This window comes from Sorangium sp. So ce394 (assembly GCF_051474665.1).
Taxonomy (GTDB): Bacteria; Myxococcota_A; Polyangia; order Polyangiales; family Polyangiaceae; genus Sorangium; species Sorangium cellulosum_D.
Genome location: NZ_CP150339.1, coordinates 3,505,615 through 3,530,136, shown reverse-complemented (window position 1 = coordinate 3,530,136; position 24,522 = coordinate 3,505,615). Strand labels below are relative to the sequence as shown.

General features: G+C 70.8%; 20 protein-coding genes and 1 pseudogene. 12 read left to right on the top strand and 9 right to left on the bottom strand.

Annotation, left to right across the window (positions count from 1 at the left end; translation table 11 throughout):
• Nucleotides 1–7 precede the first annotated feature (7 nt).
• From WMF33_RS13225 to WMF33_RS13215, 3 genes are all read left to right on the top strand, one after another.
• Nucleotides 8–700: a hypothetical protein gene (locus tag WMF33_RS13225; RefSeq protein WP_437337468.1), complete on the top strand. Its 693-nt coding sequence runs from the start codon at nucleotides 8–10 to the stop codon at nucleotides 698–700.
• 58 nt (nucleotides 701–758) lie between these two features.
• Entirely contained in the window at nucleotides 759–1,649 is an 891-nt protein-coding gene (locus tag WMF33_RS13220; RefSeq protein WP_437337467.1) for a tRNA1(Val) (adenine(37)-N6)-methyltransferase, read from the top strand.
• Between the two features lie 111 nt (nucleotides 1,650–1,760).
• Complete coding sequence (locus WMF33_RS13215) at nucleotides 1,761–2,609, top strand: PhzF family phenazine biosynthesis protein (protein WP_061622005.1); 849 nt, start codon at nucleotides 1,761–1,763, stop codon at nucleotides 2,607–2,609.
• Between the two features lie 14 nt (nucleotides 2,610–2,623).
• Here the strand turns inward: WMF33_RS13215 and WMF33_RS13210 are convergent, their stop codons facing one another.
• Nucleotides 2,624–3,307, bottom strand: a complete 684-nt coding sequence (locus WMF33_RS13210) for a hypothetical protein (protein ID WP_437337466.1) — start codon at nucleotides 3,305–3,307, stop codon at nucleotides 2,624–2,626.
• Nucleotides 3,308–3,419: 112 nt separating this feature from the next.
• Here WMF33_RS13210 and WMF33_RS13205 point away from each other — a divergent pair, with 112 nt between their 5' ends.
• The 4 genes from WMF33_RS13205 to WMF33_RS13190 all read left to right on the top strand — a co-directional run bounded on the left by WMF33_RS13205 (nucleotide 3,420) and on the right by WMF33_RS13190 (nucleotide 8,177).
• Nucleotides 3,420–3,890 carry a nucleotide triphosphate diphosphatase NUDT15 gene (locus tag WMF33_RS13205; RefSeq protein ID WP_437337465.1) on the top strand — a complete coding sequence of 157 codons (471 nt, stop codon included), beginning with the start codon at nucleotides 3,420–3,422 and terminating at the stop codon, nucleotides 3,888–3,890.
• 180 nt (nucleotides 3,891–4,070) lie between these two features.
• Entirely contained in the window at nucleotides 4,071–4,898 is an 828-nt protein-coding gene (locus WMF33_RS13200) for a metal-dependent hydrolase (RefSeq protein ID WP_437337464.1), read from the top strand.
• 293 nt (nucleotides 4,899–5,191) lie between these two features.
• On the top strand, nucleotides 5,192–6,817 hold the full coding sequence (locus WMF33_RS13195) for a protein kinase domain-containing protein (RefSeq protein ID WP_437337463.1): 1,626 nt from the start codon (nucleotides 5,192–5,194) through the stop codon (nucleotides 6,815–6,817).
• A gap of 118 nt (nucleotides 6,818–6,935) precedes the next feature.
• Nucleotides 6,936–8,177, top strand: coding sequence for an ATP-binding protein (locus tag WMF33_RS13190; protein WP_437337462.1), 1,242 nt, complete (start codon nucleotides 6,936–6,938; stop codon nucleotides 8,175–8,177).
• Nucleotides 8,178–8,334: 157 nt separating this feature from the next.
• Here the strand turns inward: WMF33_RS13190 and WMF33_RS13185 are convergent, their stop codons facing one another.
• Nucleotides 8,335–9,936 carry a glycoside hydrolase family 43 protein gene (locus tag WMF33_RS13185; protein WP_437337461.1) on the bottom strand — a complete coding sequence of 534 codons (1,602 nt, stop codon included), beginning with the start codon at nucleotides 9,934–9,936 and terminating at the stop codon, nucleotides 8,335–8,337.
• 638 nt (nucleotides 9,937–10,574) lie between these two features.
• Between WMF33_RS13185 and WMF33_RS13180 the strand changes: the two genes are divergently transcribed.
• Nucleotides 10,575–13,940 carry a beta-propeller domain-containing protein gene (locus WMF33_RS13180; protein WP_437337460.1) on the top strand — a complete coding sequence of 1,122 codons (3,366 nt, stop codon included), beginning with the start codon at nucleotides 10,575–10,577 and terminating at the stop codon, nucleotides 13,938–13,940.
• A gap of 45 nt (nucleotides 13,941–13,985) precedes the next feature.
• On the opposite strand, the gene WMF33_RS13175 is transcribed toward WMF33_RS13180, so the two are convergent.
• Both WMF33_RS13175 and WMF33_RS13170 read right to left on the bottom strand, forming a co-directional pair.
• Nucleotides 13,986–14,897 carry a hypothetical protein gene (locus WMF33_RS13175; protein WP_437337459.1) on the bottom strand — a complete coding sequence of 304 codons (912 nt, stop codon included), beginning with the start codon at nucleotides 14,895–14,897 and terminating at the stop codon, nucleotides 13,986–13,988.
• Nucleotides 14,897–15,682, bottom strand: a complete 786-nt coding sequence (locus WMF33_RS13170; protein WP_437337458.1) for a hypothetical protein — start codon at nucleotides 15,680–15,682, stop codon at nucleotides 14,897–14,899. Before WMF33_RS13170 ends, WMF33_RS13175 begins: the two co-directional genes overlap by 1 nt.
• A gap of 1,038 nt (nucleotides 15,683–16,720) precedes the next feature.
• On the opposite strand from WMF33_RS13170, the gene WMF33_RS13165 reads away from it, so the two are divergent.
• Nucleotides 16,721–17,152 (top strand): hypothetical protein, encoded by a 432-nt coding sequence (locus WMF33_RS13165; protein ID WP_437337457.1) that lies wholly within the window; start codon nucleotides 16,721–16,723, stop codon nucleotides 17,150–17,152.
• Between the two features lie 386 nt (nucleotides 17,153–17,538).
• Here the strand turns inward: WMF33_RS13165 and WMF33_RS13160 are convergent, their stop codons facing one another.
• Nucleotides 17,539–18,288, bottom strand: a complete 750-nt coding sequence (locus WMF33_RS13160; protein ID WP_437337456.1) for a phytanoyl-CoA dioxygenase family protein — start codon at nucleotides 18,286–18,288, stop codon at nucleotides 17,539–17,541.
• Nucleotides 18,289–18,768: 480 nt separating this feature from the next.
• On the opposite strand from WMF33_RS13160, the gene WMF33_RS13155 reads away from it, so the two are divergent.
• A complete protein-coding gene (locus WMF33_RS13155; RefSeq protein ID WP_437337455.1) occupies nucleotides 18,769–19,218 on the top strand; it encodes an RNA polymerase sigma factor in 450 nt (149 codons plus the stop codon).
• A gap of 220 nt (nucleotides 19,219–19,438) precedes the next feature.
• On the opposite strand, the gene WMF33_RS13150 is transcribed toward WMF33_RS13155, so the two are convergent.
• From WMF33_RS13150 to WMF33_RS13140, 3 genes and pseudogenes are all read right to left on the bottom strand, one after another.
• Nucleotides 19,439–19,588, bottom strand: coding sequence for a hypothetical protein (locus tag WMF33_RS13150; protein WP_437337454.1), 150 nt, complete (start codon nucleotides 19,586–19,588; stop codon nucleotides 19,439–19,441).
• A gap of 236 nt (nucleotides 19,589–19,824) precedes the next feature.
• Nucleotides 19,825–20,268 (bottom strand): iron chaperone, encoded by a 444-nt coding sequence (locus WMF33_RS13145; RefSeq protein ID WP_437337453.1) that lies wholly within the window; start codon nucleotides 20,266–20,268, stop codon nucleotides 19,825–19,827.
• 289 nt (nucleotides 20,269–20,557) lie between these two features.
• A pseudogene (locus WMF33_RS13140) lies at nucleotides 20,558–21,337 on the bottom strand (substrate-binding domain-containing protein); the annotation flags it as partial.
• Between the two features lie 547 nt (nucleotides 21,338–21,884).
• On the opposite strand from WMF33_RS13140, the gene WMF33_RS13135 reads away from it, so the two are divergent.
• Both WMF33_RS13135 and WMF33_RS13130 read left to right on the top strand, forming a co-directional pair.
• A complete protein-coding gene (locus WMF33_RS13135; protein ID WP_437337452.1) occupies nucleotides 21,885–22,310 on the top strand; it encodes an STAS/SEC14 domain-containing protein in 426 nt (141 codons plus the stop codon).
• Between the two features lie 85 nt (nucleotides 22,311–22,395).
• Nucleotides 22,396–22,821 carry an STAS/SEC14 domain-containing protein gene (locus tag WMF33_RS13130; RefSeq protein ID WP_437337451.1) on the top strand — a complete coding sequence of 142 codons (426 nt, stop codon included), beginning with the start codon at nucleotides 22,396–22,398 and terminating at the stop codon, nucleotides 22,819–22,821.
• 126 nt (nucleotides 22,822–22,947) lie between these two features.
• Here WMF33_RS13130 and WMF33_RS13125 read toward each other — a convergent pair whose 3' ends face one another.
• Nucleotides 22,948–24,516: an FAD-dependent monooxygenase gene (locus tag WMF33_RS13125; RefSeq protein WP_437337450.1), complete on the bottom strand. Its 1,569-nt coding sequence runs from the start codon at nucleotides 24,514–24,516 to the stop codon at nucleotides 22,948–22,950.
• Between the last annotated feature and the right edge of the window lie 6 nt (nucleotides 24,517–24,522).

The following is a 24,522-nucleotide window of genomic DNA, read 5'->3' as shown; positions in this document are numbered from 1 at the left end:
CGCCACCATGACCGCTCCGACCTGCCCTTCCCTGCTCCGCGCTGCCGTCCTCGCGGCGCGCCCGCGCTTCGCCACCGCGCTCGCGCGCTCGCTCGGGGCCACGGCGCTCGCCGCGTCGGCGACAGGCTGCCTCGTGATCTCGCCGCCGGAGTACGATCACCCCGAGAGGACACCGCCGGTGCTCACGGCGGTCTTCCCGCCCCCGCACACGCCCGTGCACATCGACCCGGTGAACATGATCACGAACTTCCACGCGACGGTGCTGTCCGAGGACAACGGCGATCCCGTGAAGGTCAATCTGTACCTCGATTATGGGCGGCTCTTCATCGATACGCACCCGCACCGGGGCGTCGTGGGCCGGGCATCGGTCGAGGCGGGGACCATCGCCGGCGGACAGCGCCCGGTCACGGCCACGTTAGACCGCAACTTCGACCGCCTCCCGAACGACAGTATGACGGAGGGGGAGTGTCATACGATCACCATGATGGCGTCGCACACCTTCGACGATCGCAAGTGCGATTGCCCGGACGACCCGAACGACATGAGCTGGATCACCTGGCAGCTCATCGACTGCCGCCCGGACGAGCCGTGCCCGACGTCGTGCCCTGCGCTGGACTGCCAGACCACGCGGTGCCGCTTCTGCGATGATCCCGCGCTCGCGACGGACTGCGTCCGCCCGGAGGTCGACGCGGGCCCTTGACGCCGCGCCGGAGGGCGGCGCCGGCCCCCGGCGCCGCCGGGCGTGGTACATGGGGCCGATGACCGCTCCCCCTGACGTCCAGCCCTCCCTCGCGCCGACCGGCGGGGTCGTGCGGCCCGCGCGCCGGCCGCCCGGCTGGGTCGCCCCTGGACCGCGGCCGGTGACGCCGGAGCGGCCGGAGGTCTGGCCCGGCCCCGGCGAGGACCTCTGCTACCTCTCCGGCGATTTCCGCATCCTCCAGCGGCTCGACGGCCACCGCTGGTCGGCGGACGACTTCCTGACCGCCTGCTTCGCGGCCGAGCAGGTCGCGCACGCGCCCCCGCGCCGCGTCGTGGATCTCGGGTGCGGCATCGGCACGGTGCTCCTGTTCACCGCGTGGCGCTTCCCGGACGCGCGCTGCGCGGGCGTGGAGGCGCAGGAGGTGAGCATGGCGATGGCGCGGCGGTCGGTCGCGTGGAACGGCATCGACGACCGCTGCGAGGTCCGGTGGGGGGACCTGCGCGACCCCGCGACGCTCGACGGCCTCGGGCCCGCGGACCTCGTGACGGGGACGCCGCCCTACCTGCCGGTCGGCACAGGCATCGAGTCCTATCGGGTCCAGTGCGGGCCGTGCCGCTTCGAGCACCGGGGCGGCGTGGAGGACTATTGCCTCGCGGCGGCGCGGCTGCTCGCGCCCGGCGCGCCGTTCGTGGCCTGCGCGGCGGCGCGGCAGCGGGGCCGCGTCGAGGCGGCGGCGGCGGCGGCCGGGCTCGCGCTCGAGGCGTGGCGCGACGTCGTCCCGAAGCCGGGCAAGGCCGCCCTCTTCTCCGTCTACGCCCTGCGCCGCGCCGGGGCCGCGGCGCCGTGCCGCGACGAGCCGCCGCTCCTGCTGCGCGGCCAGAACGGACGCTTCACGGAGGAGTTCGACGCGCTCCGCCGGACGATGGGAATCCCGGTGGTGAGGACATGACGGCGTGACGGCGGGTCCGCGCACTACGGATCTCGAAGTTCTCCAGCATACGAGTCCGGGATCGGCCGCTTCGGCGTGGACTGCGGCGCACGACCGCGGTAGTCGATGGCGATGAGCCTCCGGATCACGCAGGTGGACGCGTTCACGGCCAAGGCGTACCGCGGCAACCCGGCGGCGGTCTGCGTCCTGCCCGAGGCGCGCCCCGCCGCGTGGATGCAGGCCGTGGCGCGCGAGATGAACCTCTCCGAGACGGCCTTTCTGGTCGCCCGCGGCGACGGCGGCTTCGATCTCCGCTGGTTCACGCCGACGGTGGAGGTCGCGCTCTGCGGCCACGCCACGCTCGCGAGCGCGCATGTGCTCTGGGAGACAGGCCTGCTCGCGCCCGACGAGCAGGCCCGCTTCTTCACGCAGAGCGGCCTGCTCACCGCGTCTCGCCGCGACGGCGGGTGGATCGAGCTGGATTTCCCGGCGAAGCGGGAGGAGAAGGCGGAGCCGCTCCCCGGCCTCGATGAGGCGCTCCGCGTTGAGCCGCTCTACATCGGCAGGAACGCGTCCGACTACCTCGTCCTCCTCGGCTCGGAGGACGAGGTCCGCGCGGCGCAACCCGACTTTGGCCTGCTCGCGACGGTGCCCGCCAGGGGCGTCATCATCACGAGCCGGAGCTCGTCCCGGGAGTTCGATTTCGTCTCGCGGTTCTTCGCCCCCGCCGCGGGCGTCAACGAGGATCCGGTCACCGGCTCCGCGCATTGCTGCCTGACGCCGTTCTGGGCGGCGCGCCTCGGCAAGGCGGAGATGCTGGCCTATCAGGCCTCGGCGCGCGGCGGCGTGGTGCGCGTGCGCCTGCGCGGCGATCGCGTCGACCTCGGCGGCCAGGCCGTCACCGTCCTGGAGGGCGAGCTGCGCGCCGAGCCGAACATCCGGGGCGAGGGCTCCCCCTCGGACAGCCCTCCTCCGCGCTGACCCTCTCGCGCGCGTCAGCTCGGCTGCGACACGAGCGGCAGGGGCACGGTCTGCGCCCGGAACAGCGGCCGTCCGTCGCGCCCGAGGAGCCCTTCTTTCGCCGGCTGGCCCTGGGCCGGCCGCTGCTTCGCCGGGCGCGCCGGCTTGTCTCCGGGCGCTGGCGCCGGCGCGGCGGGCGCCATCTCGACCGGGGCTTCCCATGCGTTTCGGGTCCCGCCCGCCTCGTTGGCCTGGAAGAACACGGCGCGGAGCGCCCTCCCCTCGACGTCCGTCTCGACGGCCATCATCCAGAACCAAGGGCCGTCCGGCTCGGTCTCTTGCCCCATGAACGTGAAGGTCATCTGTCGCGGCTCGCTCCGCCGGCTGTGCTCGCTGCGCGCCGCCTCGAGGTGCCTCTGCGAGGGCTTGTCGGCCGGACCGCGGTACACCCGCACCGCGATCCCCTCGATATGGGGCATCAGGTACAGGCCGTCTCGGTGGACGGTCAGCCACGGGTGCTTCCCGCTGTCTGCCAGCTTGCAGAGGGCGTGACCGAACCGCTCGTGCGCCTTGCAGCCGATCCCCCAGCTCGTATCGCCCTCTTCCCGGTTCGCCTCGCTGAACGCCTTGTTGCGGACATCGACCGCCGTCTGCGCCAGGAGGACGAGCCGGCTCTCGTGCAGTGCGGGGTTCAGCTCCCAGGGAAGGGCGACATCCATCGGAGCCTGCACGCTACGCATGTTCACTGAAAAGTCAATCAGATCTCGCCGCTCCTCATCGTGATCGCTGCCGCTCTCTATCGCTGCCGCTCTCCCGCAGGCCCCCGCCCCCGTGCTAGAGCGCGCGGCCCGGAGGTATTCTGTGGGATCTCCCCCGATCGTCGGCGCTCCCGCCGCGGCTCGTCCGCAGGTAGGCGTGGGCGTCATGCTGGTGCGCGACGGCCGCGTGCTCCTCGCGCAGCGGCGCGGCAGCCACGGCGATGGCAGCTATTCCTGGTGCGGAGGCCACCTCGAGCTCGGCGAGTCCTTCGAGGACTGCGCCATCCGCGAGGTGCGCGAGGAGAGCGGCCTCGTCGTCAAGAAGCTCTCGTTCCTCTGCCTGAGCAACATCATCGCCTACGGCAAGCATTACGTGGACATCCAGCTCCTCGCAGAGGATTTCGAGGGCGAGCCCGAGGACCGCGAGCCCCACAAGATCGCCGGCTGGGCCTGGTACCCCATCGACGCCCTCCCCGCGCCGCTCTTCCGCCCTGTGGAGCTCGCGATCGCGAGCTATCGCAGCGGCCGCCGCTACAACCCCTGACCCCGCGCGCCCCGCTGCGCGGCGCCGAGCCGCGCCCGCGGCGCTATTGACTACAGTTCAATAGCTGCTATGGACACGGACCGGCACCCATGCCCGGAGCGCGCTGCTTCGCGCCCGGCACGGGCTCCCCCGGCGCCGCGACCGGCGCTGCTGGGAGCAATGGCGAGGAAGGAGAGCTCGATGATCACCGAAAAGGCGCCCCTCAAGCCGCGTAAGCCGCCCGTGTCGTTCGAGCAGGGCCTCACCCGCCACTGGCTCGGCGGCCACATGGTGCCGACCCACGTCGCCAACGCCGTCAACCTGCTGTTCCCCGCGGGCGAGCGCTTCTTCATCCGCAGCGTCGCGCGCTACGCCGACCGCGTCGAGGACCCGGCGCTGCGCGCCCAGGTGAAGGCGTTCTTCGGACAGGAAGGGCACCACGCCAAGGCGCACGAGCGGTTCTTCGACCTGCTCCGCGCGCAGGGCTACGAGATCGACCGCTTCCTCCGCGCCTACGAGCGGGTCGCCTACGACGGCATCGAGCGCGTCAGCTCGCCCGAGCTGCGGCTCTCGGTCACCGCGGCGCTCGAGCACTACACCGCGATCATGGCGGAGGACGCGCTCCAGGCCGGCACGCTCGATCTCGCCCACCCGACCGCGAGGGAGCTCCTGCTCTGGCACGCCGCCGAGGAGATCGAGCACAAGACCGTCGCCTTCGACGTGCTCAAGCTCGTCAACCCGAGCTACGCCCTGCGCCTCGCCGGCTTCGCGCTCGCCACGATCACGCTGGCGATGTTCTGGCTCTCCGCCCTGCTCGTGCTGCTCGCCCAGGAGCTCCCCCGCCGCGGCGAGCGCGACGCGCGCGCGGCGTCGACGACAGCGCGCCTCCCGCCCCTCAGGCACAGGTCCGTGCTGAAGGGCGTGTTTCTCCGCGGTATCCGCGAGTACGTGCGCCGCGACTTCCACCCTTCGCAGAACGACAACATCCACCTCGCGAGGGCCTACCTCGCCGGGATCGGGGCCGCTTGAGCGCCGGGCGGATGTCATGAGCGGTCGCGACCAGCGCGCCTATGCCGACCGCTCCGGGCTCCGCGAGCACATCGCCTCCCGCCCCCGCGCCCCGTTCTGCAGGACGCTTTCCAGCGGCTCCGCTCAGTCCGCATCAGCGAGCGCCGCTGCCGAGGCCGCCCCGCCGGGCGCCGCTCCTCCTGGGAGGCGCCCAGCCACGCTGGCGCGCGCCGCTCCGCGCGAGGGGCCAGCCGCGCTGAGCAGCGTGGCATTCCGACACACTCTCGACATCGCGCTTGACGCCGCGCGGACGCATGCACAGCCATGGCGGCGGACGTGACGCTCCTGCGACACGCCCACAGGCAGTCGCGTGCACGCCGCTTCGCAGCTGCAGCACGTGTCGCTCTTCGTTGATAGGCATGAGCAGGGCACGTATCATGCGCTCCATGGCAGATGCGGCGGGCGGCCCGCCTGGCTTCAGTTCCGGAAGCGAGAACGGCGGCGATCCCCCGGCGCCCCTCGTGCCCGACGTCGCGGATACGCTGCCGGGCGTGGACACCGTCGTGCGCGACCGGTCCCCCGCGCGGGTCGAGCCGCCGGCCGAGCCCCACAGCGACAGCTCGACGCTGAGCGACGAGGACCTCGCGCTGGCCGCCACCCGCTCGAGCATGCACGAGGGCGGAGGCCACGTTCAGGTGCCTCCCGACGGCACTTTACTGGGCGGGGTCTATCGCATTCTGGGTCGGCTCGGCGAGGGGGCGATGGGCGTCATCCTCCTGGCGCGCGACGAGCAGCTCCAGCGCGACGTCGCCATCAAGCTGCTCCGGCCGGAGCAGCTCGACAACGCGCAGATGCAGGCCCGGCTGCTCGCGGAGGCGCGGGCGATGGCGCGCGTCCACCACCCGAACGTCGTCGAGATCTACGCCTTCGGGGAGTACGTCAACGCGCCGTACTTCGTGATGCAGTACGTGCCCGGGGTCACGCTCGACACCTACGTCCACAGCAAGGGCGGCCGGCTCGGGCTCGACGAGGCGCTGAGCATCCTCGACCAGGCCTGCCTCGGCGTGTCGGCGATCCACGCCTCGGGCATCGCCCACCGCGACGTCAAGCCGAGCAACATCCTCGTCGGCCAGGCCCTCCGCGTCGTGGTCGCCGATCTCGGCCTCGCGAAGCGCATCCCCCGCGGCGACCGGGTCGAGCTCGCCTTCTCGGGCACCCCGGCGTACCTGGCGCCCGAGGTGGCGCTGGGCCGGCAGCTCGACCCTGCGCTGCTGCCGCGGATCGACGTCTACGCGCTCGGGGTGGTCGCCTACTACCTGCTCGCCGGCCGCCTGCCGTTCCAGAGCACGAGCACCGTCGATCTGGTGATGCAGCACGCCTATCAGCCGCCGATCCCGCCGAGCGAGCTCTGCCTGGACCTGCCGGCGTCGTTCGACGCGCCGGTGCTCGCGGCGCTGGCCAAGGAGCCCGACCAGCGCATGGCGAGCGCGGACGCGCTGCGCGAGGCGCTCCTCGACGCCCGCAGCGCGATGCCGGCCTACGCCCGCACGACGCGCGTCATGGTGGCCGACGACAGCCCGTCGTTCCGCACCTTCCTCGCCAGCGTCCTCGCGCAGGCGCTGCCCGGCGCCGTCATCGAGACCGCGCCCGACGGCACGGCGGCGCTCGCCGCCATCGAGGCGAACCCCCCGTCGCTCGGCGTGTTCGATCTGGACATGCCCGGCCTGGACGGCATCGCCCTCACCGCGGCGGTGCGGAAGCTGCCGCGGGGGGACTTCCCGATCATCGTGGCGACCGGGACCGGGGGCGCGGCGGACTGGCAGTGCCTGTCGCGCCTCGGCGCCTCGGCGTTCCTCGTCAAGCCGTTCGACGCGGGGCAGCTCATCACCCTGGCGCGCGCGCTCGTGGGCGTCGCGGACGAGCAGAAGCGCAAGCAATGAACCTAAAAACGGGGACCATGCCCACGGCGCCGGCGCTCTCGGCGCGGGCGGCGTGGCGCGTCGCGTGCCGGCGCGAGATCGCCGGTGTACCGACGGGTCGGCGACGTCGAGGCTCCTGATGAACGACAGCGAGATCAAGGTCCTGGTGGTCGATGACGACGAGGTCGATCACCTCGTCACGCGCAGGCTCCTCCGCGAGGTGTCCCGGACCCGCTACGACGTCACCTGGCTGAGCACCTCGGACGAGGCGATCGAGGCGCTGCTCGCCGGCGGCTACGACGTCTGTCTCCTCGATTACCGGCTCGACGCCCGCACCGGGCTCGACGTCGTGCACGAGGCGAACCGCTTCGGCTGCGCGATCCCCATCATCATGCTGACCGGGGTCGGCGACGAGGAGATCGACATGGCCGCGATGAGCGCGGGCGCGGCGGATTACCTCGTGAAGGGGCGGTTCGACGCGCAGATCCTCGAGCGCACGATCCGCTACGCCATCGAGCACAAGCGGAGCCAGCTCAAGCTCAAGCAGTACGCCGACACGCTGGAGGAGAGCAACCGGCAGCTCCTCCAGATGCACGAGGAGCTCGCGGCCAAGAACGCCGAGCTCGTCCGGCTGAACGAGGAGAAGAACCGCTTCGTCGGCATGGCGGCCCACGACCTCCGGAACCCGCTCGGCGTCATCCTGGGCTACAGCGACTTCATGCTGATGACCCACCGCCGCGGGGAGCAAGCGTCGCTGCTCCGGGAGGACGGGGTCGAGATCATCCAGATGATCCGGAGCTCGAGCAAGTTCATGCTCTCGCTCATCAACGACCTGCTCGACGTGTCGATGATCGAGCTCGGCAAGCTGAACCTCGACCGGAAGAGCACGGATGTCGTCCAGCTCGTCGAGTCGAACGTGGCGCTCAACATGGTGCTGGCCGGGCAGAAGAGCATGAAGCTCGTCGTCGAGAGCGACGAGAGCGTCCCGCGGGTCGACGTGGACGTCCACAAGCTGGAGCAGGTGCTCAACAACCTGATCAGCAACGCGATCCACTACTCCCCGCCGGGCACGACCATCCGCGTCCGGGTCGAGAGCGCCCCCGCCGCCAACGGGGGCGCGACCGAGGTGCTCCTGTCGGTCCAGGACGAGGGGCCCGGGATCGCGCCGGAGGACATCGGCAAGCTGTTCCGCCCGTTCGGCCGGGCGAGGACGGTCAGCACCGGCGGAGAGCGCTCGACGGGCCTCGGGCTCGCCATCGCGCAGCGCATCGTCGAGGGGCACGGGGGGCGCATCTGGGTCGAGAGCGTGGTCTCGAAGGGGGCGACGTTCTTCGTGGCCCTGCCCGTCGCGCCGGCGCCCGACGCCGAGGCGGCCGCCTAGAGCGGCGGTCACCCGCTTCGGAGACGGGCCCATCTCGACGTTTTCGGTGCTCAGCGCACCGGAGTGCGCTTCCGCGCCGAAAACGCCGAGCTGGACCCGTCTCCTGTGCGGGTGAACGCCGCTCTGTAACGCAGGGCGAAGACCGCTCTAGAGGGGATCAGGGCTCCTGCGGGAGCTCGGCGTAGTCGAGGTAGTCGAAATCGGCGGGGAGGCCGCTGCCGGTGAGGTCGTGGGCGCACAGCGCCGCGAAGGCGCCGGTGAAGCCCAGGCCACGCGAGGTGCGCTCGTCGGACAGGAGCGACGCGTCGAGCACCGGCCCGAGCGGGTCGAAGCGCTCTCCGTCGCTCGAGGACGAGAACTGGAGGTCCTTGCCGGAGAGCTCGAAGCGGAGGTGGACGCGCGGGGCGGCGCAGGCGGCCGGGCGCGCGAGCCAGGTGAGCCGCCCGTGCTCGCTGCCGAGGAGCGCGATCGAGCGCCCAGCGCGCTCGTCGTGGCTGACCAGCGCGTAGAAGTAGCTCTCGTCGTCGTACATGCACATGAGCCCCGCCATCTGCTGGAACGAGGCGGGCTCGACCTCGAGGCAGGTCTCGACGCGGCAGCGGAGCGACTGGATGCGGCGGCCGACGACGCTCTGCCGGTGCAGCGACTGCGGCGACTCGCGGCCGCGGACGCGCAGGTAGCCGGGGCGCTCGCGCAGCGACACCCAGCTCTCGTCGGGCACGTCGCGCAGCGTCTGGTACGCGACGCCCAGCGCCGCCCGATCGAAGTGATCGCGCGCCGGGGGCTCCTTGAAGGGGTGGTCCGGCAGGCGGGGCGCCGGCACGCGGACGGCGGGCGCGGGCGGTCGCGGCGCCCCGTCGAGCGCGAGCCAGCCGTCGTCGGTCCAGCGCACCCGCTGGATCGCGGTCTCGCGGCCGAGGATGCAGCGGCGCTCGCCCGGGAGCGGCCGCCCGACCAGGTGGGCGAGGTACCACTCGCCCGTGGTGGTCTCGACCAGGCAGCCGTGCCCGGCCTTCTGCAGCGCGATGGCTGGGTCGTGGACGGAGGTGAGGAGCGGGGAGCTCGGGTCGACCTCGTAGGGCCCCTCGATGCGGCGGGAGCGCGCCACGACGGCGGCGTGCTCGTAGCTGGTGCCGCCCTCGGCGACGAGGAGGTAGTAGTGGTCCCCGCGCCGGTAGAGGTGCGGCCCCTCGGTGCAGCCGCGGCCGCTGCCGGTGAAGATCCAGCGGCGCTCGCCGACCAGGCGGCGCTGCTCGAGGTCGAGCTCCTGCAGCACGATGCCGGGGAACTGGTTGTTGCCGGGGCGGTGGTCCCACACCATGTTGACGAGCCACGCCCGGCCGTCCTCGTCGTGGAACAGCGAGGGGTCGAAGCCGCCGCGGTTCAGCGCGACGGGCTCGGACCACGGCCCCTCGATGCGGCTCGCGGTGACGTAGTAGTTGTGCGCGTCGACGAAGCCGCCCCAGGACTTCACGTCGGTGTAGACGAGGTAGAACACGCCGCCGGCGTGGGTGAGGCAAGGCGCCCAGACGCCGCCCGAGCGGGGGTTGCCGAGCAGGTCGAGCTGCGAGCGGCGGTCCAGGGCATAGCCGATGGGGTTCCAGTGGCGGAGATCGCGGCTGTGGTGGAGCCGCACGCCGGGGAACCACTCGAAGGTGGAGGTGGCCAGGTAGTAGTCCTCGCCCACCCGGAGGATGGAGGGATCGGGGTGAAAGCCCCGGAGCACGGGGTTCTCGATGAAGGTCGGTTCGCTGGTCATCGCGGGGGCTAGGGTCCGAAGGAGGGAAGTCGGGTGCGGTTCGACGGCCGCGCCGGCGGGCGCGGGGCGACGGGCGCGCGGGCATCTTGCAGCGGAGTGGCCCGGCGGCGCAACGGGGCACGGCGGGGCGGCAGGTCACCCCTCGGCGCCGGGAAGCCGTCGGCTCCGGCGATGATGAGGAGTTCAATGGGTCGGACGGAGTCCTGGGTCGCTTCCTCCTCACCGGTCGACGCGACTGCAAGGCTCGCTCGCTACCGCTCGATGTGAGCACGGCGTTCCTCATGTGAGACGCCCGGTGCTCCGCTCGGCCCAGGTCCACACGGACGTACGCCTCGGCGCCGTCCTGCGTCATGGAGAGATCCGCTTTCGCCCCCGTCCCGTCACCGCATTCCGCGTTGAGGATGTCATCCAGAACGTGGATAATCCGTGCAATGCAGCTTCACGGCTCATGGTAGCGCGAGGCCGCGAACGCCAGCGATCGCAGGCCGCGCCGTGCCGGACGCGCCTCGATCGCGCGCCGGGGAACCGAGGTTCCGTCGACCTCGGACCGGGGCGTTCAGACCGCGGCTCATCCGTGAAGGACACATCGATGTGCGCAGGCTCCGTACCTCGCGCGAGGTACTAGGGAGGAGTAGGCAGTGGCGAAGAGAGCTCGATTCAGAGGCGTGCTGTCAGCGCAGGCCAGGGTGATGGCCGCGTTCCTCTTGCTGTACGGACAGGGATGCGGGGGCGACGAGAACAAGCCCGATCCGCAGGAGCAGATTCCGCCGGAAGAAGAAGAGAACGAGAACCCGCCGCCCGAGGAGGAAGAGCCCGAGCCTCCCGAGGAGGAGGAGCCCGAAGAGGAAGAGCCCGAAGAGGAAGAGCCCGCTACCCCAGAGGGACCCACCGAGTTCGTCTCGGCCGACGATCCCTTCACCGAAGGCTACCTCGGCGAGGAAGAGGAAGAAGAGGAGGAGGAGGAAGAGGAAGAAGAGGAGGAGGAAGAGAGCCGAGAGATCGAGGAAGGCGACATCTACCGCGTCCTCGGCGGCGGGCAGCTCCTCAACCTCAACCCCTACCGCGGCCTCCAGGTCATCGACATCCAGGACCCGTCGAACCCGAAGTTCCTCGGCCAGCTCCAGGTCGCCGGCACCCCGGTCGAGATGTACGTCGTCGGCGATCGCGCGGCCGTGCTCCTGAACGACTGGGCCGGCTACCAGCTCAAGGCCGACGGCTTGACCGTGGAGCGGCGGACCGGCGGGACGGTCCTGTTCATCGACATCGCCGACCGCACCGCGCCCAAGATCCTGTCTCAGTACCCGGTCGCGGGCCGCATCATGACGAGCCGCCTCGCGCGCGGCACGAGCAAGACCTCGCTCTACATCGCCTCGAACGGCTCGGAGCTCGAGGAGTTCGCCCCAGGCCAGTTCCACTGGGTCAACAAGACCCTGGTCAGGAGCTTCGATGTCGGCACCGCCGCGCTGACCGAGCGCCCCGGGCTCGAGCTCGACGACGCCGTGACCGCCATCCACGCCGAGGCGGACGTGCTCCTCGTCGCGCGCAACCGCTTCAGCTGGTCGGAGGAGCCCAGCACGATCTCGGTCATCGACATCTCGAACACCGATGGATCCATGGTGGAGCGCGGCAGCGTCACCGCGAAGAGCTTCGTGCGCTCGCAGTTCCACATGGACTTCCGCGACGACATGCTGCGCGTCTTCTCCGGCCCGCGGTGGGCGAGCGGGGCGCCCAGCTACCTCGAGACGTGGAACGCCGCCGACCGCGACGACATCACGCCGATCGACAGCGAGGACTTCGGCGCCGAGCAGTCGCTCTACGGCGCCATCTTCATGGACGACAGGGCGTTCGCGGTCACCTACCGGCGGCAGGATCCGTTCCACGCCTTCTCCATCGATCCGGCCGGGAACGTCACCGAGGAGAGCGAGTTCGTCGTGTCCGGGTGGAACGACTTCTTCCGCCCCGTCCTCGGCGCGACGCGCCTGATCGGCATCGGCGTGAACGACGCGAACGGCCGCCGCCTCGCCGCCAGCCTCTACGACATCACCGACCTGACCAGCACGGACCCCCTCGTGGCGCGCGCCGAGGTCGACAGCGCCGCCGACGGCTGGAGCTGGTCGGAGGCCAACTGGGATCACCGCGCGTTCACCGTGCTCGACGACGCCGTCGAGGCCGTGGCGCCGACCGGAGAGCCGGAGACGGGCCTCGTGCTGCTCCCGTTCTCCGCGAGCAGGGTCGTGGACAACTACCGGCGCCCGTTCTCGGGGGTGCAGATCTTCACCTTCTCGGACACGACGCTGACCCGCCGCGGCCTGATGGAGCACGGTACCCCCGTGCGCCGCACGTTCCGCGCCGAGGACATCGCCACGGCGAACGTGTCCGACGAGCACCTCTCCCTCTACGCGCAGGGCGATCTCGACGCCCCGACCAAGCTCGGGCAGCTCGAGCTCGCGCCGGATTACCAGAAGGTCTTCGCGTTCGGCAGCCACCGCGTGCGCGTGAAGCTGCCGTACGACACCTACTGGATGCCGTACGAGAACCGGAAGCTGAAGGCGGAGGTCGTCCCGACCGACGGGGTGACGCAGCTCGAGCAGCCGGTGGCCACCTTCGATCTGCCGCTCGACGCGCAGCTCCACCAGGTGGGCGATCTGCTCGTGTCGCTGACCACCACGTTCGAGAACTGGGTGGGCAAGGTCGTCCATCTCCAGGTGATCGACCTGTCCGATCCGACCGCGCCGCGTCTGGCGGGCACGCTCGACACGGGCGATCTCCCCTCGATCGGCGGCTACTACGGCGGGGGGAGCTCGTTCCCGACCGTGCACGCCGGGCGCGACGCCCTCGCCTTCCTGCGCGTCATCGGCCACATCGAGGATCTCGGGGTCGGCTGGACGTGCCGGACGAACGCCATCCAGAACCCGCAGTGCTTCGGGCAGGAGGGCTGCACGTACATGGCCGGCGATCGGCAGTGCCGCAAGATCGGCAACGACGAGTACTGCAACGGCGGGTTCGCCGAGTGCACGGACCACGTCGGCGCCGACACGACCTGCACGCCCGTCGAGGTCGACAGGAACGACATTCCGGGGGTCACCTCGACCTACTGCTACGAATACGTGCCGCGCCGCAGCTGGGCTCAGATCGAGATCAGCGTTGTCGACCTGTCCGATCCGGACAGCCCGGCCGTGAGGCCCGCCGTCACGCTGCCGGACGACAGCGAGACCGTGAACGTCCTCAACGACGACGGGGAGCTCTACTTCAACATCAAGCGCTCGATCGGCGCGCCGGACGATCCGCGCCCGCACACGCAGTACTTCCTCACGCACCTCGACCTGTCCAACCCGGCGCAGCCCGCGCTCGATCCGGGGATCAACGTGCCCGGCGAGATCATCTCGATCCAGGGCACGTCGATCTACGCGCGGGACAAGGTGTGGGGCCAGCAGTACATTGAGACGGCGCTCGCGCGGCTCAAGCTGCACGAGGGGCTCGCGTACCTCCAGGAGTACCAGCAGTTCCCGAACCGCCGGGTCAACGCGATCTCCATCGACGGCCGCGGGCTGCCGGTGCTGAGCCACAGCCTGATCTGGCAGCCGGTCTACGGGATTTACTACGGCTGGGATCCCAACCAGAAGCTGACCACGCTGTCGCCCCTCGCCGCCGAGGAGGAGCCGCCGCCGCCCGAGGACGAGAACGAGAACGAGAACGAGAACGAGAACGAGAACGAGAACCCGACGGTCCCCGAGTTCGACCAGCTCTCCACGGTCCGCCTCGCGTCGTGGGCGTCGCTGCGCCACACCACCGACATGCGCGCGCTCTTCGAGGTGCCCGGCGGCGTGCTGGTCATCTCCCTCGAGCAGCCCGAGGCGCCGAAGGCGCAGGCGTTCTTCCAGACCTGGGGCTGGCCCGAGAAGTTCGTGGCGAGCGGTGAGGAGGTCCTCTTCGCCGCCGGCCGCTTCGGGATTCACCAGCTCGACCGCGACACCGTCAACCTCGTCCCCTACCTCGGCGAGTAGCCGAGCGCAGACCGAGCCGGCCCGGGCGATCCCGCCGGGCCGGCTTCAGAACCCGATCATCAGGAGGTGCGCGCGCACCTCGGCGCCGAGGCGGAGATCGGCGATCTCGGCGGCGAGCGGATCGCCGCCGTCGCCCGCGCCGAGGCGCGCGATCAGGCGCGCCTCGGCGCCCATCCCGTACCAGCCGTCGAAGAGGTGCGCGCCCGCGCCGAGGTGGGCCCCGAGCAGGGCATCGGGCGTCCTCGCGAGCTTCGTGACCGGCGCCCAGACGTCGAGCCCCGCGCGCGCGAAGCCGTGAGAGCCCGTGAGGCTGCCCTTGCCCGAGACGAACGAGTAGGTCGCCGCGGGATGAACGCCCAGGGTCGCGAAGTCGAGGGCGCCGTGGGCCATCCGCAGGATCGAGGGATCGAGCGCGAGCCCCCACCGCCGGCCGAGCCGCACGCGCACGTCCGGACAAACGCCGAGGTGCGCCGGTCTCCCCCGGCCGGTCCACACGCCGACGCACACACCGAGGACGCCGAGCTCGACGCGGGGGAACGTGACCGGCCTCGGCGCGACCCACCGGGTCACGGGTGAGGGGGTCTGCAGATAGGGGTCGGGCTTCGCGCGCTCCTCGGCGAGGAAGCTCGCCTCGAGCTGCGCGCGCACCCGGGCCTCGGCTTCGAGGCGAAGGCGCGCCTCCCATCGGTAATACGCCTCCCATTCGAGGCGCGCCTGCGCCTCGAGGCGGGCGCGGGCCTCGGCCTCGGCGCGGGCCTGGGCCTCCAGATCCACGGCAGGCGGCTGCACCCGCACGGGGGGCGGCTCGATCCGCACGGTGCCGCCGATGCACCAGGGCGGGACGCAGGGGTTCGACTGGGCCGCGGCCGCCTGCGCCCAGGCGAGGGCGCAGAGCGCGAGCGCGGCGAAGCGGACCATCGCGGGGCGGAGGCGGAGGAGAGGGCTGCGCGGGCGCATCAGAACCCCACGCTCGGGCCGAACAGGAGCTCCACGCCGGCGTGCGGCCCTCTCATGGCGGAGATCGCGCCGCCGAGGCCGCCGCGGACGAGCCCGCGCCCTTCCAGGAACCACCCCACGAACCCGCCGCGCCCGATGCGCGCGGCGCGGAACTGGAACCCGAGGCCGACGTGCCCGCCGAGCATCACCTCCGGCGGCCGCGCGCCGTCATCGAACGGGAGCGTCACCTCGAGCCCGGAGCGCAGGTAGAGGTCGATGCGGTCTCGCCGGCCCCAGAGGAAGACCGCCGAGGGCTCGAGCGTCACGGCGCCGACGCGGGCGACCCCGGCGGCGTCGAGCGAGGCGTACGCGGCCGCGATCTCGACCGCGAGCGGCTCGCCCGGGCGCAGGCGCGCGCCCAGGCCGACCCCCTCCTGCGCATACGCGTCCTTGCCGAACGTGGCGAGCATCCGCCCGGCGGCGGACACCTCGAGCAGGGGCAGCCGGATCCGCACGGGGTTGGGCTCTCGCTCGACCCCGCGCTCGATCCAGGCGCGACGGCGCTCGTCGTGGACCTGCTGCGCCGCGGTCGCGCGCGCCTGCGGCTCGAGCCGCGGGCGCGCTTCGGCTTCGAGCCGAGCGCGCGTCGCGAGCTCGACCTCCGGCGTGAGCGGCGGGGGCCGCGCGGGCGCAGCCGGCGCGGGCGGCGGGCACGTTCCTGGAAGACAAGGGAGCTGCGCGCGCAGGGCGCGCGGCGCGAGCAGGACCGACGCGAGCGCGAGCGAGGCAAGGGGACGGGGGACCATGGGCACGCGAGCTCGACGCCTCGGCCGGGCGGACGTCGACGGTGGCTCACGCCGGGCCGTGGGTTCGGAGAGGAACACGCATGTTCGACGATGCACGAGCGCGGATTCAAGCGCGCGCGGAGGGCGCGAGCATCAACGCGACGATCGCCGGGGGCGCGGGGCGGGGCGAGGGCGCCCTGCGGCGCGAGGGAGGCGGAGGGATCCGGTTTCGCGGAGCGCCGGACAACGCTATGGAGGAGCCCCATGGTCGAGCAAAACACAGCGGAAAACGGGGATGGGCGGCCGGAACGCGCGGAGCCCGTCGCGGAGCGCGCGCCGGACCAGGAGGCCCGCGAGGCCGCCGGAAGGGCGGCGGAGGGCGGCGGAGAGGCCTCTCCCGATGGCGCGGCGGCATCTACGACGGCGGCCGCTGCCGCAGAGTCCGCCGGCACGGCGCCCGCCGCTGCCGCGCCCGCTCGCACGCGCCCGCCGCGGGTCATCGACATGCGCCGGCCGCGCACACCGGCGCCCGCGCAGGAGCCGCCGCCGCGGCGCTCGGCACGCGCGGGGGAACGCGGACCGGACGAGCGTGGGGCCCGCGAGCGCGGGTCGGCAGAGCGCGGCGCGCGCGACGGCGGCGCGGCCGAGCGCGGCGCGCGGGACCGCAGTGCGGCAGAGCGCGGCGCGCGCGACGGCGGCGCGGCAGAGCGCGGGGCGCCGGACAGGACCAAGGCGCCGCGGGAGGGGGCGCCCCACCGCGGACCGTCAGGCGCCGACCGCGTCGGCGGCGCTGCCCACACGCGCGCGCCCGCGCCCGGCGCCGCGCCGGGTGCGGCCAAGCGGGAGCGCCGCGGGGCCGCCGCAGCGGAGCCTGCGCCGAGCGGTGCTGGCAAGGCGGAGCCCGCCGCGGCGAAGCGCGCGGCGGCCGGCCAGGGGCCCGAGGCTCCCCGCAAGGCGGCCCGGCAGCCCCAGCGCGCCGAGGCCCACAAGGCGGCCCCGGCCCCGCCGCCGGCACCGGAAACGGCGGCGCCCTCCGAACCGCGCCGGGAGGCCGCGTGGGTGCCTCCTCCTCCCAGCCCCGCGTTCCCGAAGAAGAAGAAGCCGGCGATCACCGCCAAGGAGGCGATGAAGGCCAAGGTGCAGGCGCGGGCCGGCAAGAAGGCGGCGAAACCCGCGCCGAGCCCGGCAGCGGAGCGCGCGACGGACCAGGCCACGGAGGCCGCCCGCGAGGAGCCCAGGGCGTCCGCCGCGAAGGCCCGCGACACCGCCGCGGCGAAGCCTCGCGACAACGGCGCGGCGAAGCCTCGCGACGACGGCGCAGCGAAGCCCCGCAACAACGGCGCGGCCAAGCCCCGCGATGGCGCCGAGGCGAAGCCCCGCGACGCCGCGCCCAAGTCGGCACGCCGCGACCAGGCGGCAACGCCGGAAGCGCCGGCCAAGAAGCCCGGGCTGCTCCGGCGGCTGCTCAATCTGTTCCGGCGATCCGGCTAGCTCCGCGGGTCAGAAATCCCGCCAGGATTCCGCCTCGGTGGCGAACCGTCGCGATCCGTTGCTTTCGGCGGGATTTCGGGGGCGTGACAACGGATCGCACCCCCTCGGAAGCCATGGACCCAGCCCGGGCCCAACCGCCGAGCGGTGGAGCCGCTGGAGTGCCGCGCGCGGTACCCGGCGAAACCCGCGTGACGAAACCGACAGGGAGGGGCGCTGCTCGACGACGTGGCCGGGGGGAAGTCTGCCCGGAGGTGCGTGCGCCGGCCATCACGACGCGCCGCGAACCGCGACGGCGGCCGTTTGGACGAGCTCAGTAGGGTACAGCTATACGGTAGGATGCCTTCCGCTTGGTGCTACGTCGCGGCAATCCCAGGCTTTTTGCGCGACTATTTTAGGTAACGCTGGGTGAGCATCATGCGTGCGCTCTTGGATGCATTGATAGATGGAGCGTGCAAAATGCGCATATCCATCACATAAACGTCGCCTGCCTTGCCGCACATCTCAATGATCTGCACAGGAACGCCGTTTACGGATTGAGGCGTAAGGAAACGAGCACGGTTGGATTCCGTGGATAAAAAGAGTGCGGAGCAAACAGGATCTTCTCGCAGCGCTTGATGCGCACTCACCGGAGAGGAGCCTTTCGCACTGTGCAATCGATGGGAACCAGCGATCGCCAACGTAGCCCCTCCTCGGGGCGGAACATCATCCAGCAGCACAAAAATCTGGATGCCGGGAAGCACATCGCGAGACGGTGAGCTCACATCGAGATGCCAACCCAAATACGGAACATCCCATTCAAATTTCTGCGGTGGCGTTACAAGGATTTGCGGATGAGGTTGAGGGCCGAGCTTAAACCCCGCCAGCTCATGGACGAAATGCACAAGATCGTCGGGAATAACTTCATCAAATGCGGCTTGATGGCGAAGCCTTTGTGAAATTTGGCCGGTGACGTTAAATGGAGCGACATGATCGAATTGTTTGGTATGCCATTTTCCGTTTTCCCGCAGGTGCAGCCGCGTAAGCTCATTGAGAATGGCTTCTTTGGCGGGACTTGTTTTGTTTCGCGGAACGAGACCCTTAAAACAAAGAATCCCCTTTTCCGCGAACAGAGTTTGATCTTCTGGACTTAGTTTCATCGGGCGAAAAATTATTTAGTACCAGCAGGGTACAGCTATACGGTAGGATGCCTTCCGCTTGGCGCTACGTCGCGGTAATCCGAGGCGTTTCAGGCGTGGAAGACCTGCCCCCATCGCAAAGGCCTGTTCTGTCAATGAGCTCGTATAGTCGGACTGCCGAGTCAGGAACGGCTCCGAGAATCCTGACTTTGCGGAACGCGTTTGCTTGTCCTATCCGCGAGCGCTCGCGCCCGATCTCGCCGGCCTCTATCGGCTGAGCATCATTGCTCGTGGCGAGGTTCGCGTGATTGAGCCCCCGCGGAACGAGGTCCGACATGGCGAAGCTACGCCCGCGGCCCGAAAAGGGCCAACAGATCGATCCGTCCATCGACAGCTCCCCCCATCCGTACGCTCGCTTCCCTCACCGCCGAGCACGGCGGTCCAGCACCGAAACCAGCCGCGGCGCGTGCCAAGCACGAGCAGCCCGCGAGGCGGCCCCCTATGGCCCGTCCGAGCATGGCGGCGATCCTCGCGGAGCGCGGCATCGTCCTGGCGACGCTTGCCGGCATCCCGAAGCGCGACCGCGCCGACGTCGAGCAGCAGGTGCTCGCGAACGCGTGGAACTCGGTGCGCCGTGGGATGTACCGGCCCGACCCGAAGGGCAAGCCCCGGGACGCGCTGCGGAAGTGGCTCCAAGGCATCGCGTGGCGCCTCGCCTCGCGCTACCTCGAGAGCGCGTACGTCCGTCGCGCGGTCCTCCATCCGAGCCCCCTCGGGTTGCTGCACGAGCCCGTCGGCGTCGACATGCACGCCCAGATCGAGGCGCGTGAGGTGCTCGACGCCGTGGCCAGCCTGCCGCCCTGGCACCGGGAGGCGCTCCTCTCCGTGCTGGAACATCGGTCGGCTCGCCGAGCGCGGAGAGGAAGCGGACGATGTTCCGGGGCTCAGTGACCATGGCGACGAGCTTCATCCGCCCCTTGCAAGTTGGGCACTCGAGGACATCGATCGCAAATGTGCGGCGCAAGAGCTCGGCGCGGTTTGTCGATCGCCCGATAGCCGCCACGCTTGCGTTTCGGAGCGGCGTCATCGTCCGCCTTCGTAGACTCTTCTGGCTTCGCAGGGCGCGGTCCGATGACGCGAGCGGCGGGCTCGACGTTCGGCCCAAGCTTGCTCACCCCTCCGGTGCCACCGGCAGCCCGAGCAGCCGACCGATTGTCTCGTGAACGACCCGGGCCGCCACCTCGTCCCCGAGGGCGACGGCGCGGCTCAGGGTGCTGGCCAGCGAGGCGACCACGGCCGCCCGAGGCGACGGATCGGTCACGGCGAGCACCCCAGGCCCTGGGCTTGACAATCGGGCCCGGGTTGGGCCCACGCCTTCCGAGGGGCTCCGATCCGATCGCCTCGTCCGACAGCGTCACGCCGAGGTTGGGCATGACGTCGTTGTACAGCGCGCCGTTCACCTCCATCGGTCCGGTGACGCCGAGCAGCGTGGTCCGGATCGGCGTCTCCTTGTCGTCGAGCAGCCACGAGGCACCGACGAGGGGCGGATAGAACCGGTCAAGGCGCTCGTCTTCGAGTGTTGCGCTTTGGCGTAGGCGAAGCAGCTGCCTTTGGTTTCGTCGGCTTCTTCGGGACGTCAGAGGCGATGCGGCCAGCGACGGCGTTCCACTCCGAGAGCCGCACCACGACGGACTCGGGCACGGGCTCGTCGAGTTTGAAGCGGATGATTCCCTTGCTCGCCTCGCGGCCTTCAAGATCCTTTGTGATAGCTTCAAAGAGCGTAGACGAGACGATGTAGAGAGCGTAATGGTCCTTCCATCCCGCGAAGGATGCAACGGCGCGGCCATCAACGAGGTACGCCGGCATTCCGTACTTGATGGCCTCAACGGAAGTTGGGAGAGCACGGCGCATCGCGGCTCGGACGTTGACGAGGGCGGCGCGGGCTTCGGGAGGTTGGGCAGCGAGGTACGCATCGACATCAGCGGGCTTGGGGGTCGGCATACGCGAAGGCTTAGCACCTCCGGCGACGGCGCGCGTAGCTGACCTTGCCCTTGCCCGTCGTACCGGCACAACGGGACCAGCGAATCGCGCTGAGGCACTCTACGAGGGGGTGGAGTTGCTCCGCCGCCCAAACTTAGCTGCCGGTCCGAGGAATTGCGCTCCTTGCCGGGGACGACATCGCCTAACCGTTGCATGCAGCCGACCTGCCTCCGCGTCGGGTGCTGCCCGCCTCTCATCGGGCCTTGTGGCGAACCGCGGCCGGAGCCGATCCTCCTCGAGCCGCGCGCCGCTACTGCTCTGCGCCGACCTCGTAGAGGAACTCGTTGTAGGCGTCGACCTTCTTCCACGGGACCACGTCGACGCCGAGGTCGAACTGGCTGCCTTCGACGAGCTGCGGCGCGAGGATCTCCTTGATCGCGTCGAGGCCGATGCTCTTGATGCCGTAGACGATGTAGGGCCCGAGGTACCCCTCGTAGTACTGCCGCTGGACGTGCGTGGCCTGGATGCGACCCTGGCGCATATAATCGGCGGTCTCCGGCGCGAAGTCGAAGGTGACGATGGGGAGGTCCGGCGCGTGCGCGGCGTCCGCGGCCAGCACGCATCGATACGAGTCGATGAACATTCCGATCAGGCCCACGACGGGCGGGTCGGCGTCCTCGATCTCGCCTCTCATCAACTCGACGTCCATGGCTTGGTCATGATAGATGGACTGATGTACCAGAACGTGGTAACCGGCTGCCTCGAACACGTCCCTGGCGCCCTGAGTTCGATTGACACCGTCGACCCAGATCGGGTCGGCCCAGCCGTGGATGAGCACCGTGCCCGGCCCATCGGGCAGCATCTCGAGCAGGGTGTTCCCTGCCACGGCCCCGGCATACTCGTTGAGTACCCCGACGTAGATCTGGCGCTTCGAGCTCACCAAGTCGGCGTCGAGCGTCACCACGGGGATCCCCTTCGCGATGGCCTCGTCGAGCGCGGCCGCGTTGCCTTCGCCGACGGGCGTGATGACTATCCCCTCGGCGCCTTCCGCCACCGACCGTTCGATGTGCTGAGTCTGCCCTGCTACGTTGTCGCTCGTTCGTGCGTGGTTCGTGCGGTCGCGCGCGGCACCCTTGCGCGCAGATCAGACCTGATGCGCGCCCGGCGTCCGGAGACGGCCCACTCGATCACGACGATCGAGTCGGCAGCGGGACGAGCGGCCAGCGCATCACGTGCCTGTTCCCCCGGAGCGATGCGACGCGACAGGTCACATCGAGTCCTTGCGCGACCTCATGGACATCGCATCACAGCGAGGAGCCGCATGTCAAGCGGCGCCCAGGGCGAAAACTTCCAATCTGGGTGGCTGGATCACGCCAAGCTGCTGTGGAAACCTGGGACCAGGATCCATCCTCGGAGATCGCGTTCCTTGTACGTGGTTGGCGGCTCCTCAGCCGAGAGGTGAGCACGAGGACGCCGAGGCGGATCCGCGCCGACCTCGTTCATACGCGCCGGGCGACGCGCTCGGCGGCAGCGCGCGGAGCGACGCTCGGTGAGGCGCATCACCCGGCGAGCGCTCTCCCGCGCCGGCCCCACGAGCGCTCGTCGTGCCGTGCGCCCGATGCGCTAGCCTGCTGGAGATGAGCGAGCCCCATTCCGAGGACGCATGCCCTTTCCTTCGCGAGGACGCCGACGGCATTCTTTGTTTCGCCATCGAGGGCGATATCTCGGACGAGATCGCGCGCTCTCTCTGCGCCGTGTTCCGGCGCGTGTGGGAGAGCGGTCGCGAGGTCTTCGTGCTCGCCGACGCCCGCCGCGTCGGGACCCTGACGGCGGCGGCGCGCAGCGCGCTGGCGGAAGAGCTGCGCGGCGTGCGCTTCGGCGGGGTCGCGAGCTTCGGGGCGAGCTTCTCCGTGCGCGTCGTGACGACGCTCGCCTCGAGGAGCGTGCAATTCTTCACGGGCGAGGTCTACCCGCTGGCGTTCTTCGACACGGAGGACGAGGCGCGCGCGTGGCTGCTCGCCCAGCGAGACGCGCTCCGGGCCACGCAGCGGCAGGGCGCATGACGCCCGCCGCCCGCCGAGGCGCGCGCCATCGGCGCAGCGCCGGCGCGCAGGGCGCGCGTCGCGGGGATGGGCTACCATGCCTGGCATGAGCGATCCCCGTCCGGCGGGCGCGAGCTTCGAGCTCCGCGAGGAGCCCGATGGCCTCCTGGTCATCGCGACCGACGGCGATGTCCTGGAGGACAACGCGCGCGCGCTCGTGGACGCCTTCCAGCGCCTGACGGACAGCGGCCGCGAGGTGCTGGTGCTCGCCGACGCGCGTCGCTGCGGGGCGGTCACGCCGGCGGCGCGCAGGGTGTACCTGGACGGGCTGCGCACGGCGCGCCTCGACGGGATCGCGGTCTTCGGAGCGGGCTTCCATATCCGCGTCATGGCGACGCTCATCGTGAAGAGCATCAACCTCCTCACGAAGCGGTTCCCCTTGCTCGTGTTCTTCGAGACGGAAGCCGAAGCGCGCGCGTGGCTCCTCAAGCAGCGGGGAGCGCTCCGGGCCGGGCGGCGGATCCAGGCGTGACGTCACCCTCCGCGGCGCGCCTGCGGGGGAAACCGGTCGATGACGAGCGGTCGCCGGAAGCAGCAGCGACGACCGAGACAGGCAGACGGCCAGTGACATTCTGACCGCCAGTGGTGACGCCGCCGGCTACGTTCGCTGCCCCGATCGCGACGGCGCGGGGGACGATGGCCCGGCCGAGCATGACCGTTCCTCGAAGCCGCCTGGCCGGGGAGCGGCGGACGCGAACCAGCGCTCGAGCGCGTCCACCAACCCCTCGACGTCTCCCACGTCGCCGGCCCAAGCAATGCACCCGTCGGGGCGGATCAGCATCGACGGGCCTGCGTCGGCCGGCAAGCAGCGCACCCGCGTGAACCCGGCGGCGAGCGCGGCCGCGTGCCCGTCAGTAGACGCGTCGAGCAATATGCCTTCTCCTTCCGCCATCTCCGCGAACAGCGATGTTCGAGCGGCGGCGCGGCCGACCGGGCGATCGCCGGTGAGGCGTCCGACCACGTCTCGCTCCGCGCCGAGGTCGTAGCGCGTGGCCAGACCGCTCGTCAGTCCGTCGAGATGGTCGTTCACGGCGTCGATCTCCATCAGCTTCGCGAAGATCTGCCGCATTGCGCTCGACTGCGGGTCGGGCCGCGTGAGCGCGACCTGGGCGAGCGTGTTGGCCAGCACGGCCTCGGCCACGGGCCGCCGCTCGGACGTGTAGCTGTCGAGCAGGCTGTCCGGCTTGTCGCCGCGAATGACGGCGGCGAGCTTCCAGCCGAGGTTGGCCGCGTCGACCAGCCCAAGGCTCAGCCCCTGGCCGCCCAAAGGCGAATGGATGTGCGCCGCATCCCCCGCGAGCAGGACGCGATCCCGGCGGTACGTGTCGACCAGACGTGCGCTGTCCGTGAAGCGATTCGCCTGCTCCATCGCCGTCACGCGGACATCCGCGCCGCTGATTCGGCGCAGCGCGCCTTCGATCTCCTCGCGCGTGACGGGCGCATTGCGATCAGCCGGCGGACCGCTGAAGTCATGCAGCGCAAGCCAGCGAGGCCGAGGTCCGTTCATGACGACGCCCTCCGGCGTGCGGGTCGACCCGCGCGGCAGGCGCTCGGGGTGGTCGAGGTCGAGCACCGCCTGGTACATGAATTGGCTCGGCGGCGTACCGGGGAAGGCAAAACCGGCCATCTTGCGGATCGAGCTGCGCCCTCCGTCACATCCGACCAGCCAGGCGCAGCGCGCATGCTCCGGCCCGTCCGGGGAAGCCCAGTGGAGCGCGACGCCATCGTCATGCTGCTCCAAGCCCGTGACCTCGCACCCGCGCCGTACCTCTATACCGAGCGCGGCCGCCCGCGCGCCCAGGATCGCCTCCACGCCCTGCTGGTTCACCCAGAGCATGCGCCGTTCGGGCTCGCCCACCGCTTCTGATCGGAGCGGGAGAAGGGCGAAATGCCCCCTGGACCTGTGGGCCTGCGCCCGCCTCACTGCGCCCACCGGTCCCATGGCCGCGAAGTGACGATCTTCCGCCTCGGCGAGCGCTGGGCCCATGCTCCGGCGCTGGAGCGCCTCCACGCCGAGCGGTCCGACCGCAGTCCCCTTGAGGGCGACGCTCGGCGCAGCGAGCCGCTCGAGCACCATCACACCGGCGCCGCCGAGCTCGAGCTCGATCGCGAGCAGGAGCCCGACCGGGCCGGCGCCTACAACCACGACATCGACTTGCTTGTCCATACGTAG

Coding starts and splice junctions, on each gene's coding strand:
- WMF33_RS13225 (WP_437337468.1), top strand. CDS start 8: ATGACCGCTCCGACCTGCCCTTCCCTGCTCCGCGCTGCCGTCCTCGCG.
- WMF33_RS13220 (WP_437337467.1), top strand. CDS start 759: ATGACCGCTCCCCCTGACGTCCAGCCCTCCCTCGCGCCGACCGGCGGG.
- WMF33_RS13215 (WP_061622005.1), top strand. CDS start 1,761: ATGAGCCTCCGGATCACGCAGGTGGACGCGTTCACGGCCAAGGCGTAC.
- WMF33_RS13210 (WP_437337466.1), bottom strand. CDS start 3,307: ATGGATGTCGCCCTTCCCTGGGAGCTGAACCCCGCACTGCACGAGAGC.
- WMF33_RS13200 (WP_437337464.1), top strand. CDS start 4,071: ATGATCACCGAAAAGGCGCCCCTCAAGCCGCGTAAGCCGCCCGTGTCG.
- WMF33_RS13195 (WP_437337463.1), top strand. CDS start 5,192: ATGCACAGCCATGGCGGCGGACGTGACGCTCCTGCGACACGCCCACAG.
- WMF33_RS13190 (WP_437337462.1), top strand. CDS start 6,936: ATGAACGACAGCGAGATCAAGGTCCTGGTGGTCGATGACGACGAGGTC.
- WMF33_RS13185 (WP_437337461.1), bottom strand. CDS start 9,936: ATGACCAGCGAACCGACCTTCATCGAGAACCCCGTGCTCCGGGGCTTT.
- WMF33_RS13175 (WP_437337459.1), bottom strand. CDS start 14,897: ATGCGCCCGCGCAGCCCTCTCCTCCGCCTCCGCCCCGCGATGGTCCGC.
- WMF33_RS13170 (WP_437337458.1), bottom strand. CDS start 15,682: ATGGTCCCCCGTCCCCTTGCCTCGCTCGCGCTCGCGTCGGTCCTGCTC.
- WMF33_RS13160 (WP_437337456.1), bottom strand. CDS start 18,288: ATGAAACTAAGTCCAGAAGATCAAACTCTGTTCGCGGAAAAGGGGATT.
- WMF33_RS13155 (WP_437337455.1), top strand. CDS start 18,769: ATGGCCCGTCCGAGCATGGCGGCGATCCTCGCGGAGCGCGGCATCGTC.
- WMF33_RS13145 (WP_437337453.1), bottom strand. CDS start 20,268: ATGCCGACCCCCAAGCCCGCTGATGTCGATGCGTACCTCGCTGCCCAA.
- WMF33_RS13135 (WP_437337452.1), top strand. CDS start 21,885: ATGAGCGAGCCCCATTCCGAGGACGCATGCCCTTTCCTTCGCGAGGAC.
- WMF33_RS13130 (WP_437337451.1), top strand. CDS start 22,396: ATGAGCGATCCCCGTCCGGCGGGCGCGAGCTTCGAGCTCCGCGAGGAG.
- WMF33_RS13125 (WP_437337450.1), bottom strand. CDS start 24,516: ATGGACAAGCAAGTCGATGTCGTGGTTGTAGGCGCCGGCCCGGTCGGG.